Source organism: Pseudoalteromonas translucida KMM 520 (genome assembly GCF_001465295.1).
Lineage (GTDB): Bacteria > Pseudomonadota > Gammaproteobacteria > Enterobacterales > Alteromonadaceae > Pseudoalteromonas > Pseudoalteromonas translucida.
The window spans coordinates 1,019,634-1,033,791 of the sequence record NZ_CP011034.1 but is presented as its reverse complement, the minus strand read 5'-3'; the positions used below and the strand labels follow the sequence as shown (position 1 = coordinate 1,033,791).

Annotated in this window: 11 protein-coding genes; 4 read left to right on the top strand and 7 right to left on the bottom strand. The window is 39.0% G+C overall.

Annotation, left to right across the window (positions count from 1 at the left end):
- The first annotated feature begins 120 nt into the window (after window positions 1–120).
- Complete coding sequence (locus tag PTRA_RS04825; RefSeq protein WP_058372895.1) at window positions 121–972, top strand: Tim44 domain-containing protein; 852 nt, start codon at window positions 121–123, stop codon at window positions 970–972.
- A 74-nt stretch (window positions 973–1,046) separates the two neighbouring features.
- Here the strand turns inward: PTRA_RS04825 and PTRA_RS04820 are convergent, their stop codons facing one another.
- The 4 genes from PTRA_RS04820 to PTRA_RS04805 form a co-directional block, all read right to left on the bottom strand.
- Window positions 1,047–2,240, bottom strand: coding sequence for an amino acid aminotransferase (locus tag PTRA_RS04820; protein ID WP_058372894.1), 1,194 nt, complete (start codon window positions 2,238–2,240; stop codon window positions 1,047–1,049).
- A gap of 387 nt (window positions 2,241–2,627) precedes the next feature.
- Entirely contained in the window at window positions 2,628–3,287 is a 660-nt protein-coding gene (locus PTRA_RS04815; protein ID WP_058374526.1) for a GAF domain-containing protein, read from the bottom strand.
- Window positions 3,288–3,342: 55 nt separating this feature from the next.
- A complete protein-coding gene (locus PTRA_RS04810; protein ID WP_058372893.1) occupies window positions 3,343–4,992 on the bottom strand; it encodes a SpoIIE family protein phosphatase in 1,650 nt (549 codons plus the stop codon).
- A gap of 312 nt (window positions 4,993–5,304) precedes the next feature.
- Window positions 5,305–5,610, bottom strand: coding sequence for an STAS domain-containing protein (locus PTRA_RS04805; RefSeq protein ID WP_011327642.1), 306 nt, complete (start codon window positions 5,608–5,610; stop codon window positions 5,305–5,307).
- Between the two features lie 130 nt (window positions 5,611–5,740).
- Between PTRA_RS04805 and PTRA_RS04800 the strand changes: the two genes are divergently transcribed.
- Window positions 5,741–6,070: an SUI1 family translation initiation factor gene (locus PTRA_RS04800; RefSeq protein ID WP_011327641.1), complete on the top strand. Its 330-nt coding sequence runs from the start codon at window positions 5,741–5,743 to the stop codon at window positions 6,068–6,070.
- 15 nt (window positions 6,071–6,085) lie between these two features.
- On the opposite strand, the gene PTRA_RS04795 is transcribed toward PTRA_RS04800, so the two are convergent.
- Window positions 6,086–9,094 (bottom strand): bifunctional diguanylate cyclase/phosphodiesterase, encoded by a 3,009-nt coding sequence (locus PTRA_RS04795; RefSeq protein WP_099046586.1) that lies wholly within the window; start codon window positions 9,092–9,094, stop codon window positions 6,086–6,088.
- Between the two features lie 438 nt (window positions 9,095–9,532).
- Here PTRA_RS04795 and PTRA_RS04790 point away from each other — a divergent pair, with 438 nt between their 5' ends.
- Window positions 9,533–10,693, top strand: coding sequence for a chorismate mutase (locus PTRA_RS04790; protein ID WP_058372892.1), 1,161 nt, complete (start codon window positions 9,533–9,535; stop codon window positions 10,691–10,693).
- Window positions 10,694–10,751: 58 nt separating this feature from the next.
- Here the strand turns inward: PTRA_RS04790 and tyrA are convergent, their stop codons facing one another.
- Window positions 10,752–11,885, bottom strand: a complete 1,134-nt coding sequence (gene tyrA / locus PTRA_RS04785; RefSeq protein ID WP_058374524.1) for a bifunctional chorismate mutase/prephenate dehydrogenase — start codon at window positions 11,883–11,885, stop codon at window positions 10,752–10,754.
- A 307-nt stretch (window positions 11,886–12,192) separates the two neighbouring features.
- Between tyrA and PTRA_RS04780 the strand changes: the two genes are divergently transcribed.
- Window positions 12,193–13,026 (top strand): mechanosensitive ion channel family protein, encoded by an 834-nt coding sequence (locus PTRA_RS04780; protein ID WP_058372891.1) that lies wholly within the window; start codon window positions 12,193–12,195, stop codon window positions 13,024–13,026.
- Window positions 13,027–13,774: 748 nt separating this feature from the next.
- Here PTRA_RS04780 and rplS read toward each other — a convergent pair.
- On the bottom strand, window positions 13,775–14,134 hold the full coding sequence (gene rplS / locus PTRA_RS04775; RefSeq protein WP_011327636.1) for a 50S ribosomal protein L19: 360 nt from the start codon (window positions 14,132–14,134) through the stop codon (window positions 13,775–13,777).
- Window positions 14,135–14,158: the final 24 nt, after the last annotated feature.

Sequence of the window (14,158 nt, the reverse complement as noted above, 5' to 3'; positions counted from 1 at the left end):
GCGCTTAATGTTTAGTAATTTACGCCTGCCCCTTAAATATTACCAACCAGCCAACTGATTTTTAAAGTAAATAATATTTCTATAGGTATAATCGACACTTTATTTTATTTAAGGATTTTCATGAAGAATTTTGTCGTTATTTTATCTTTGTTGGCATTGCTAATAACTGCAAGCTTTGATGCGCAAGCACGTAAAAAGTTTGGTAGTAGCAAGCGTGGTAAAACTCCAGCTACGCAACAAACCGCACAAAAGCAACAAACAGATACCAAGGCAGTTGCGCCTGCGGCAAAGCCAGCATCAAATAAAAAAGGCATTATGGCGGGTGTATTAGGTGGGCTGCTTGCTGGTGGCTTAATTGCTGCTATGTTAGGTGGTGATTTTGAAGGGTTTCAGCTACTAGAGATGATTTTACTTGCAGGTGCTGCCTTTATAATATTTAAACTTGTTCGTGGCTTTATGCGCGCAAGGCAGTCCCCTCAACTAGCCAGTGCTGGTATGTCACAAAATGCATTTAAACAAGCGCCTATTGAGCATGAACAAACAACAAGTACAGGATTTGCTAATAGTACTGCGCACGGCGACGATGTGCCTTTTAACTTACCGCCTGGCTTTGATACAAACGGCTTTTTACAAGGTGCTCGTGAGCATTACCACACACTACAAAATGCATGGAACGAAGCCGATTACCATACTATGGCTGAGTATTTAAGCCCAGAATTAGTGGCAGAATTTAAAACAGAGCGCGAAGCAATTACAAGCGTAGCTACTGAAGTAATGTTTATAGATGCAGAACTAGTACGCGCAGATACGCTGACTGACAAGTGGCAAGTAAGTGTGCGCTTTAAAGGTAAGTATCGCGATTTAGCAGATAAACAAGAACAACCTATTTTCGAAATTTGGCATTTAGAGCGTTTAACGCTTACTGATGCACCTTGGTTAATTGTTGGCGTTGAAGATTTAATAGACGCATAGACTCTAAATACGAGGCAAAAATAAACCGCACTAACCCAAGGTTAGTGCGGTTTTTTAGTTAAATAATTTAACTATTATGACTTACATACATCGGCAACTGCATTTGCAAAGTATTCAATATTTGCATCACTCACGCCCGCTACGTTTACACGACTTGAGCCAACAATATAAATGCCGTACTCTTTTTGTAGGCGAGTAATTTGCTCTTTATTAATTCCTAAGAAAGAAAACATACCGTGCTGACGCTCAATAAACGAGAAGTCTTGCGCTATGTCTTTAGTCGCTAGCGTTTCTTTAATTAATGTACGTAAACCATTTATACGGCTACGCATTTCATCAAGCTCTTGATGCCACATTTGCGTAAGCTCAGTGCTGCTTAAAATTGTATTTACAATGTCGGCACCATGCGCTGGCGGCATTGAATAAATACTTCGTACAACACTAAGTAATACTGAGTTTGAAATATCAGCAGTTGCGCTGTCTTTTGCAATCAGTGAACACGCACCAATACGTTCGCGGTAAAGACCAAAGTTTTTAGAACATGAAGAACAAATAATTAACTCTTCAACTGCGTCAGCTAAAATACGTAAACCACGTGCATCTTCTTCTAGTGAAGAGCCAAAACCTTGGTATGCAATATCAACAAGCGGCGTAAAGCCCACTTCTTTTGCAAGCTCAGCAACTACCTTCCACTGTGCTTCGTTTAAATCCATACCACTTGGGTTATGACAACACGCATGTAGTAAAACTACATCGCCTTTAGGCACTTGCTTAAGCGTGTTGATCATCTCATCAAATAGTAAATCTTTATTTTCGTAATCGTAATAAGGGTATTCTTTTACTGTTAAGCCCGCTGCTTCAAATAAGCTAATGTGATTAGCCCATGTTGGTGTAGTTACCCACACTGTTGCTTTTGGATTACAACGCATAATAAATTCAGCAGCAACACGTAATGCCCCAGTACCACCTGGCGCTTGCGCCGTACGTACACGGTTAGCTAGTAATGTTTTGTGCTCACCTAATAGTAAGCTTTCCATTTTTTGACAGTAATCTAAATTACCCGCTAAACCAATATAAGATTTGCTGGTTTCATTTTCTAAACGAAACGCTTCTGCTTTTTTTACCGCTTTAAGTACCGGTGTATTGCCTAGCTCATCTTTATAGACACCCACACCTAAATCAATTTTATTAGGGTTAGTATCTTGCTTATAGGCCGCCATAAGGCCAAGAATAGGATCTGTGGGTAATGGTTTTAATACTGAGAACATTGACTATCTCTTATCATTATTTAGGGGGTTGGTGTGAGCTTAAGCTTATCATAAAAACACGCTATGTTGACTAGTGTTATTCGTACAAAAAAGTGAGGAATTTTAATACAGCATGCCATTAATACAGTTAATACCTTTTGCATGCAAAAATCATTATTAAAAACCTCAACATAATAGATTTGTGTTATTTAACCTGGACTCTGGTTAAGAGATTTACTAACGTATTGAATCATAGTTATATTTAATTTTATTTTCTCTAGCCAGAGGTTTTCAGTGAAAACAAGGCGAATTTACGCGTCAATAGCTGGCCTATTGCAAGTAAATTCAACGCAGTTAGCACTGAAAATCGCTGCTTGAGATAAGTTTATTATCCGCAGATCAGGTTATTTAAACTAAAAATTGAGGGATTTTAATACAGCATGCAATTAGAACTGCGAGGACTTTTTCATCAAAAAAATCATTATGAAACGCCTCAGCATCAATAATCCCTACGCATTCACCACTACTATTAAATAAAGGTAAGCACACCTCAGACTTAACCTTTGGGTCGCAAGTATAATACTCCCCCCCTTGGCTTAAGTATTGCTCAACATTATTAATAATACGGCCCGTTTTAGAGAGCGCAACTTGCACGTTGTTACTGCCCGCGGCAAAAGCGGCTGTAAGCGGAAAAAGCGGCCTACTTGGCGCGCCATGATAAGCTAACTTTAAAAGCTGTTTACCTTGTGCAGTATCGTGTGTTTGATAAATACCATACCAATCAACCCCAGTTTGCTGCTGTATGTAGTTTACAATAGCCTGTAAGTTAGCAAGCTTAGTTTGCGTTTGCTCATTGTTAGTTACGTAAGTAGTTAACTTAAACGGTTCATCTTGCAGATAACCAAATAAACTACATGCTCCGCCCTCACCTAGCTGTGGAATTTGATACTCCCAGCGAACTTCAGGCAAGCTATTGCTTACAAGTGCTTGCTCAAGCGCTGTTAGCTCTGCTGAAATTAAACGGGTGTCGGCACTGAGTTGTGCTTGTTGTAAATAGGAATCAATCATTTGGCCATCCATACTTCTATAATGCGCAAATATTAGCATGGATTTTTTTACAGTGCTAGCTCAACTTATAACACATTTCAACTTGGTTCCCGCTGCTGTTATAAGTCACTCTCTGTGCTATTTCACCAAGCAGTGACAGCCCGCGGCCAAACTCAGCTGCGTCATCAAACAGGGTATCTTGATGGTGAGTGTACCCGCAGCCGCTGTCGCAAATAGTAAAGTATAAGCTCAGGCTATCTGGGCAGTAACTTACCTCTATAGAGAGTTTTGCATGACTAAGTTCTGCAAGTTTTTTTGCGCGCAATTCGTAATATTTAAAAAAGCCATCATCTTGAGCTTTTAATTGTGAGTCTAATTTAAGTACACCATGATCAAGCGCATTATTGTATGCCTCCGATAGGAGTAAAAATACATTCGCTCTATGTGCTTTTAAGCCACTAATACTGCTAAGTATATTAACTAAATCATAAACCGGATCGCTGTTTTTTATTTGCTTCGAATCTAAACTCAATGACATATTAAACGCTAATTTAGAAAATGCTTCTCTGGGTTCAGGCTTTACACTTAGTGGCAAACAATTAAGTAACACTATGCTTATATCGTCTTGTTGTTTAGTGCCATCAGCAAACTGATTCACGCTATTAACGATGTTTTCACTGCTGATCATCGGGTTCATTTTTAAGGTTTCGATAAAGCGTTGTTCACTAAAAAAAACACCTTGCTTATTCGTTGTTTCAATTATGCCATCGGTTGCAAGTACAAGCCGTGTTTGCTCATTTATTTCAAAGTGAATAACCTCATGTTCAAACTCTTGATTGTTTAATATACCCAATGCCATATGTTGCGATTCGAGCGTTTTTTTAAGATTACCTTGCTTATCTATTAAGTAAGTGTCGGGAAGTCCGCCTAGCCATGCCGATATACTTTTACCCGATGCACTTAGCTCTATAATAGTTGCTGCGCAAAACATATGTCCGGGCAGTAAATTATATAATAATAAATTTAATTCGCGGGCAATGTCGTGTACCGCCATGCCTTTTTTAACCATAGTGTAAAACACACGCGATGCAGGTAAAGCGCCTATTGCCGCCGCCAAACCATGACCGGTAAAATCACCCAACATGCAATATAAATTACCTATAGGACTTTGCGCGACTAAAAACATATCGCCGTTAAACATGGTGGCAGGCGATAAATTAAAATCGAGGTGGGTTTTAAATTGATCTTGATTTTCGAGGGAGTTATTAAAAATATGCTCAATAATTTCATACTCTCGCTCACGCTGATTTTGATGCTCCTCAAGTAATATTTTTTGCTGATTAGCCTTTTTACTTAATTCACGGGTTCTGCAGTGGGCTTTAATTTTGGCATGTAAAATTACTTTTTCGAACGGCTTTTGAATAAAGTCATCACCACCAACTGCTAAACAACGCTCAAAGCTGGCGTGATCATCCAGTGCCGTAATAAAAATAATAGGTAAGTGAATATCGTTAAAGCGTTGTTTTATTATTTTTGCCGTTTCAAAGCCATCCATAATAGGCATTACTACATCAAGTAGCACAATATCAATTGGGGTTTGCGAGAGTATTTTTAGAGCAGCAACGCCATTATACGCCAAAGAAACTGTATAGCCTTCTTGTGTTAATAGCCTTTGCAGTAATATTCGGTTAAGGGCTTGATCGTCAACAACTAAAATATGCATCATAGGGCCTATTTATCTTTCGAGGTTAAATTTTCAGCAGTATGTTTGGTATTTAGGCAAAGCAGAGCCTATGTAGTGTGGTTATTCCCCATAAATAGGCGATAACGCAGCATAAATGCCAAACATGCGCTGCCCTTTGGGTTCTTTCTAGGGACGATTAACTCTTTGTTGTTCGATTTTTACTTATTCTTACATGGATGTAAGCCAGTAGAATAACGCAGGAGCAGTTATCGAGCCCACTAGGTTACAAACCTCGCGCCGCGATTTAATCGCCCCTAGATTGAACATATTTTAATCCTGAAAGGTCAACAGGCCCTAGTTAATATCAAACTTTTTATCAAACCGAGATATTTGTAATATTTTTTTTAATTGTGGTTGGCAGTTGCTGATCTCAAATTTATTGACCTGTGTATCTATGCTTTTTTGCATATTTAGCAGCATACCTAATGCTGAGCTGTCCATGTAATCGGTTTCTCTGAGGTCGATAATTACTTTAGTGATGCTTTTATCTATTTGCGCATACGCTTGGCGAAAAGATTGCACTAAATTAAAGTCAAACTTACCCTTTATATGTATTGTTAACGTAGCTGCATCGGCCGATATACTTTTAGTTAAACTCATATTATGTCCTATTAATATTCTTTGAATCAAATATAACTGTTTAAAACTAATTAGCAAAAATAAAAACATCAATACACAAATTTGCTATTATTTACGCCATTGTTTGATTCAATTTTTGTATAGGTTAATGATGAGCGATAGTCACTTAGTATATTCAACACAAACGGGGCGAATAGAGCAACCAAAACCAGAGAAAGAAGTTGCAGGTAAACTATTTAAAGACGGGTTTGTGCGTATTGAACGCCAAACAAAAGGACGTAAAGGTAAAGGCGTTATGCTAGTAGTTGGAGTCGATCCTAAAGAGCATGATTTAAAAAAATTAGCTAAAACACTGAAAAGTAAAATGGGCCAAGGCGGCGCAGTAAAAGACGGTCTTATTGAAGTACAAGGTGATGATCGCGATAAACTAAAAGCTATTTTAGAAAGCTTAACCTTTAAAGTAAAAATTGCGGGTGGCTAAACCCGCAATTTAATTTTATTTTTCGTCCTTCGCCATTTGCTCTAATCGTTCAAAAAGCGTGGGTAAATCGCACTCTGCAATTGGCGGGCTAAAATAATAGCCTTGCACTATGAAGCAATTGTTATTTTTCAAAAACTCTACTTGCTCCACAGTTTCTACCCCTTCGGCAACCACATCGAGTTTTAGTTTTTGTGCCATGGCTATAATTGCCGCTGTTATTGCCATATCGTTATTATCGTCTGGAATGTCTTTTATAAATGAGCGGTCAATTTTAAGAATATCCACCGGAAAACGCTTCAAGTAACTTAATGAAGAGTAACCAGTGCCAAAGTCATCAATAGAAATAGAAACACCGAGTCCCTTTAATTCGTGTAGTTGTGCTATAGCGGCTTCTACATTGCCCATCAGCATACTTTCGGTTAATTCTAAATGTAGGCTTTTAGCCGATACCTGTGTACTGGCTATTATTTTTTTCAGGGTAGGTAATAAGCTGGCATCTTTAAACTGTCTGGCCGATAAGTTAATCGCAATATTACTCGCTCTACCTTGGCGCTCTAACTTAACTGCAAAATTACACGCTTGGTGTAATACCCATTCTCCCAATTCAACAATTAAACCGGTAGCTTCTGCAATGGGTATAAATTTAGTAGGTGCAATCGCCCCTTCAGTTGGATGAAACCAACGTAGTAATGCTTCGTAACCCACTACAAGCTGAGTGCGGCTATCAATCTGCGGCTGGTAATAAACCGTCAGTTGTTTATCTTTTATCGCTTGGCGTAGCTCGTTTTCTATAAACAAGCGCTCATTTGCCGCAGTATTGAGCTCTTGGCTATAAAAGTGAAAGGTGTTGCGCCCTTTTGCTTTTGCTTCATACATGGCTAAATCGGCATGCTTTAACAGTTGGTCTTCTTCTTGGCTGTCGTATGGCGCCATAGTAATGCCTATACTGGCACTAATAATAACTTCGTTGCTGCCAAGTTGAATAGGCTCATTGAGGGTTTTTTGAATGGTATTTGCCACTTCGGTTGCATGCTCTTGATGCTCAATGCCACTGAGTAATATAGCAAACTCATCACCGCCTAAACGCGCAATAGTATCCTCGGCTCTTAGTCGCTGCTTTAATCTATTTGCAACTTCAACAAGTAATTGATCGCCTGCATTATGGCCTAGGGTATCGTTAATACGTTTAAATTCATCTAAATCAAAATAAAACAATGCAAAGGCATAATGTCCGCGTTCAGCGAGCGCCATCGATTTACGTAACTGCATTCTAAAAAAGGTACGATTAGCAAGCCCTGTTAAAGTATCAAAATAAGCAAGCTGCTCCATTTTACGCTGGCTTTCTTTAACAAACGAAATATCCTGCGCAGAGGCTACGTAACTGGTAATTGTTCCGTCATCTTCACGAATAGGTGAAATACTTAAAGAAACCCAAATAGGCGCTTTATTATTGCTTGCAATTAAGGTGTCGCCACGCCAACAATTACGACTGCGTAAATCAACATCTATATCATCAATTAATATAGCCATTTCGCTCGCAATAATGCTTAATAAAGGCGAACGATTAAAGTGCTCCTCTGAAAAACTGGTCATTTCGAGCATTTTAGGATTTACATATTCAATGACAAAGTTTTTATCGGTGATCACCACACCAGTACCAGAAAACGCCACGGCTTTGGATAGTCGCCTGGCTGCTTTTTCTGCAATTTCTTTTTCAATAATACGCTGATTAAGCCCATCTATTAGCTTTCTGATTTCAATGGTCATGTCTTTAAATGAGCCGTTGAGAGTGCCTATTTCATCTTTGTTTTCTTTTGGAAACTCTATTTGTAACTGGCCTTGACCAAAATTGGTAACAGCATAAACCAAAGAATGTATACGCCTAAGTACTAGCTGATAAAGTGCTTGATGTAAGAGTAAGGCGACTAAAATGGCATATAGTATAAATAGCCCAAAAAACTTCATCTTTAAATCTGCTAACGCTGAGAATGTTGAAGAACGCTTTTTATATACCCCTACATACCAATCTAAGCCATCTACTTTATGAATATTAATAATATGCGCTTCATTATTTAATTTGAATGAGTCGGCATATTCGGGCAGTTGCATTTTAATCGCATCATCTACAATTACTTGTAATGTGGGATCAATAAAGTCCTCAGGGAGTAGCTGTTTACCTGCTTTACCATATTGTGCATAACTTGATTGGGTTAAATTGGGGTGCGCTAATAACTGCCCTTGGCTGTCAAATACCACTAAGTGTTTTTCTTTGCCACCAATTGCCAGTTGCGAAATTAATGTTTTTAGCGCGATGTCGCTGCCAGTAACACCTAAAAACTCACCCTCTTTATAAATAGGAACCGTTAAGCTAATAGCCCATTTTTGCCATATATTATCGTAATAAACTTTAGACCAAACAGGCCTATGTTGAGGATTAGTAAGCGCCTTAGCGTAATTAAAGCGCGTACTTTGTGTAAATGTATAATTAGCTGGCGCATTTAAAGCCTCGTTAGGCGGCGCTATGCGAATAAAGTTATCTTTCGTAATTAGGTAAAAATTAAAAAAATCTTGAGTAAGTGTTGGCGATATAATTTTCCAGAGCGTTTCAGAGTCTGATATTAATTGTTTATAAAAAGGGGTATAGCTAGTTTGTGGGATAAATGCAGCCGAAAGCCCATCAGTAGAGGCGCTGCGTACCGTACCGTCATTATTGAATTGCAGCGTATTTACTTTATTGTTTATTAACGATAACTGATCACTAAATAGCTGCTCACCTACGACTATATTTGCTTGCTCAGCAACTTTGATTTTAGTGTTAATTAAGTTTTTGAATTGTTTTATAAGTAATTCGTTAGATTGCTTTAATACTTCATGCTCTTCAAAAACCAGTTGTTTTTCTTCAGATTTGAGCATTAACGCAGCTGCACACACTCCAGCAATTAAACATATTGCAGAAATCAACAATGACAACTTGACGCTAAGTGAGTTTATCCCGAAACGAGATGGGGGGCGTCGATACACCACAGGCTAACCTTTTTATTATTAATAATTATTATTATTTGAACCAGTAATAGAAATATACCAGATCCAAGATCATATTTATAAATTATTTGTAAACTATATAAAAAAACAAAAGGGAGAAGACAAATTTATGCAACAATCACGGCTTATTACAAGTAAATCCAACACAATTAACGTTGAAAATAGCCACTAGAGATAGATTTATTTTTCAGAGCTTAAGTTATTTAACAAAAGCGCTGTTGACATTAACAGTAACTCTCCATACATTATCAGCATGAACATTACTTACGCAGTTACTTTTTTTTCGTTTTTTAGCTTCTTTATATAGAAGAGGCTGAACTGTTTGTGAGATAAAATCAATCGAATAGCAAAGCCTCCCAACCGGGAGGCTTTTTTGTTTTTGCTGTATTAACAGCATACTTTTGGAATGAGGAAAGCCAAATGAGCAATGACGTACTAAATACACTTCGACACGATATAAATGAGATAGATTCTGATTTACTGGTTTTACTAGCCAAACGACGTCGTATTAGCCATGGTGTGGTGGAATATAAAATAGCGAACAATAAACCGATTCGTGATGAAGCCCGTGAATTAGCACTACTAGAAAAACTAATAGGTTATGGTAAATCGTTAGGTTTAGATGCCTATTACGTAAATAATGTTTTTCAAACTATATTGGAAGACTCAGTATTACATCAACAAGCTATGCTGCAAAAAAACCTTAACCCCGACGCGTTAAGCGAAACCCATCGAGTTACGTATTTAGGTGGGCAAGGCTCATACAGCCAGTTGGCCTGTCATAAATATTTTAGCCGTCGCCCTGGTAAATTAGTTGAAATAGGCTGTAGCTCGTTTGACGAAATTACCGGTAAAGTAGAAAACGGCCAAGCCGATTTTGGTTTGCTACCTATTGAAAACACCAGTTCAGGCAGTATCAACGAAGTATTTGATTTACTACAACATGCACAAGTGTCTATTGTTGGTGAAGTAACGCACAGTGTTGAACATTGCTTACTTGCTAACCCAGATACTGAGCTTAGCCAACTTACAAAAATATTTGCTCATCCGCAGCCATTTGCGCAATGTAGCCGCTTTTTACAAGGCCTTGGTGAGCTACAACACGAAACCTGTGACTCAACTTCAAGTGCCCTGCAATCAGCATTAAACACGCCAAACAGTGCCGCTATTGGCTCTGCCCAAGCAGGTAAAAATGTAGGCCTCGAAGTGATTAAATCCAACTTAGCAAACCAAAGCGAAAACCACAGCCGCTTTATTGTTGTAGCGCGTAAGCCATTGCAGGTATCAAAGCAAATACCCACTAAAACCAGCTTAATTATGGCCACTAAGCAGCAAGCGGGTTCACTTGCCGATGCATTAATGATTTTTAAACAACATAAAATTAATTTGGTTAAGTTAGAGTCTCGCCCTATGCCGGGTAACCCATGGGAAGAAGTGTTTTACGTCGACTTAGAAGCAAACCTTGCCGACAGCCAAGTAAAAGATGCATTAGAGGAGCTAAAAGAGTACACCCAGTACGTACGTATTTTAGGCTGCTACCAAAGCGAAACGCTTCAAGCTGTGAGTGTAAATACGCAATAGAGAGCAAGGCTTATAATGTAAAAAGGGCTTGATTAAGCCCTTTTTTGTTTTACCCGTTTTAATCTAGCACTTTTGCGTCATTCGCTTTATTTAACAAACTGCGACTTTGGGTTAAAAAGTGTGCTGTCGAATCTGAAAAATAAGCTTTCGCATCAGCAAAGGCATCAATAAGTGCGGGCTTATCTCCTGCTTTTAACTTTTTAAGTGTGTCTGCAAAAGTCTGTTGATACTGCGCCAGCAAGCTCTCTACATTATCAAATTGCGCCAGCATAATATCTGAATATAACTCTGGCGATTGCGCAAATAAGCGCCCAACCATCATTAACTCTAATTGATAAATAGGTGATGAACAGCTGCGTAGCTCTGCTAGTGTATGACTTTGTTTTGCTAAAAACTGCCCATATACAAAGGTAGTTAAATGGCGCATTACCTGAATTATTTGCATTGCTTCGTCGTGTTTTTTCGCATCAAGTTCAACTAGCTGGCAACCCCATACTTGCAACTGTGCTAACAAGCCCTGTGCAACATCATGGTCACGCCCTTCACACACCACCACTGTTTGCTTAACCCAGTGCGAAATATCTGGGCCAAACATAGGGTGCAGCCCTACAACTGGGCCGCTATGCGCTGCTTTTAGTGCTTTAATTGGCGCTTGCTTAACTGACGTTATATCTACCAACAAACACCCTTCATCTAACTTAGGTAGCTCAGCAACTACCGTTTCTAACGCATTAATAGGTACACTTAACAGTACTAATTTAGCGCCCTTTAAAATTGCTGCAGCGTTTGCTTGATCTTGCTTATCAAGGGTTTTCACTTCGTAACCAGAGCGCTGAAATTGCTTGGTAAATAATTGCCCCATCGCACCTTGCCCACCCACAATAACAATAGGTGACAAATGCGGTGCAGCACACGCGAGTTTAGCTTGCTGGTTTTGATACGCTTCGCGCATCATGCGCCTAAGAATATCTTCAACTAACTCTGGGCTTACTCCCTGATTAATTGCTTCTTGGCGCCTTGCAGCTAATAAATCAGCTTCACGGTCGGGTGCATGAAGTGGCGCACCAGTTTGCTGCTTTATTGCACCAATTTTTTGAGTAAGCGAATTACGCCTTGCCAGCAATGCCACCAACTGTGTATCACACTCATCAATACCCACTCTTAACTGGGCTAAATCATTTATATCCGCCACTTGCATACCACCTTAAAAAGCAAAAATGCCAACTTAAGTTTACATAAAAGTAAACTAATCAATACGATAAATACTAACAGGATCAATAGCCTGATAAAAGGCTAAATAAGTAAAAGGTTAAGTTGAAAAACAATACATTGAGAAGCACCGAATACCTTTAGGGTAAATATTGATTATTTACCCTAAAGCCGCAGTCAATAAAAGCAAATCAGCAAGCTAAAAAGCCTGCGTTTTATTGCATAGTGGAGTTATCACGTTTATTCTTATATTATTCAATATAGTAATTAAAATAAACAGGACCCACAAAATGGAAGAAGTTTTAGGAACAGATGTAGATGCTTCACAATTAATAGACCAAGCCATATCACTCGTTATGACTTACGCACCAAAATTTGTGCTCGCTATTATTACTTTACTGGTTGGCCTATGGCTGATCAACCGCTTTATTAAGGTTTTAGATAATCGACTAGGCAAAAAAGATCCAACACTAAACAAGTTTTTGTGTGGCTTAATTAGCGCTATAGTAAAAATTATGCTACTTATTTCGGTGGCCTCTATGGTGGGTATCGAAACCACCTCATTCATCGCAGTAATTGGTGCTGCAGGCCTGGCAATAGGTCTTGCACTGCAAGGCAGTCTAGCTAACTTTGCTGGCGGTGTGCTGTTGCTAATATTTAAACCGTTCAAGGTTGGCGATACTATCGAAGCACAGGGCTTCACGGGCGCAGTTGTCGAAATTCAAATTTTATACACAGTAGTAGATACCTTCGATAACCGCCGCATTGTTATTCCAAACGGCAGCCTATCAAATGCGGCACTAGTAAACGTGAGTATTTATGACAAACGCCGCTGTGATATGACCTTTGGGATTTCGTATAACGATGACATAGATACGGCAAAGGCTATCTTAAAACGCTTATTTGAAGAAGACGAGCGCTCTTTAACAGAGCCTGGACCGCGTATTTGTGTTGCCAGCCTTGGCGATAACTCAGTTAACTTAATGTTCCGCGCTTGGGTTGCCACAGGTGACTTATGGCCTTACTACTGGGACATGCAAGAAAAAGTGAAAAAAGCGTTTGATAAAGAAGGTATTTCTATTCCTTTCCCACAACGCGATGTACATGTTCATAACGTTAAGTAATTTATATTGTGCATAGGTTCAACTAGCCTAATAACATAGTCGCGGTAAGGTCGTATAAAGCGCCCTTACCGCAATCTTTACTGCCCACCCAATACCCTTCAAGTTATAACCTAATTACACTTAGCGCCCTCTTTTTGAGCGATTTTCATCATCCTATTTCCTTAAAAAACCTGAGCTCCGGATAATAAACTTATCTCAAGCAGCTATTTTCAGCGCTAACTACGTTGAATTTTCTTGCAATAGGCCAGCTATTGACGCGTAAATTCGCCTTGTTTTCACTGAAAACCTCTGGCTAGAGAAAATAAAATTAAATATAAATATGATTCAATACGTTAGTAAATCTCTTAACCAGAGTTCAGGTTTAATACTATAATCCATCAGCCGTTTTTTATTTGTTGCACTTTATTTATTTGGCTTAGGTGTATTGAGCTTAAGTTTTGCTTGAGCAAAATTATTACTATGCTGGCGTTAATTGGGTTATTACGTATTCTGCGGGTAAGTTAAAAAGGTGTTAAAACACGCATTGATGAAGATTTTATCGGGGTGAACTTTGTGTTTAGCAATAAAGGAAGCCTAACTATGCCAGTAAATATAACTACAGTGCTGCTTCTAGTCCAACGGCTGTGGTTTTATCTTTAGTTTGAGTTTGAGCTTTAGCATTTAGCCTGAAATTTTATGTTATAGAAACCAAAACGGGTTGCAACCCGAAGGATGCAACCCGTTTTTTTGCGTTGATAAACAGCGCGTATTAGTTAAGTTTTTCTCTAATACGTGCAGATTTACCAGAACGCTCACGTAGATAGTAAAGCTTAGCACGGCGAACTGCACCGCGACGCTTAACTGTTACGCTATCAATAAGAGGGCTGTGCGTTTGGAATACACGCTCAACGCCTTCACCGTTCGAAATTTTACGAACTGTGAATGCTGAGTGAAGACCACGATTACGCTTAGCGATTACAACACCTTCAAAGGCCTGTAGACGCTCTTTAGCACCTTCTTTTACTTTTACCTGTACAACTACTGTATCACCAGCGCCGAATGCAGGTACGTCTGTTTTAAGCTGCTCATCTTCAAGCGCTTTAATAATATTTTGGTTTACTTTTGCCATTATGTTTCTCACTTTCCTAGGTGT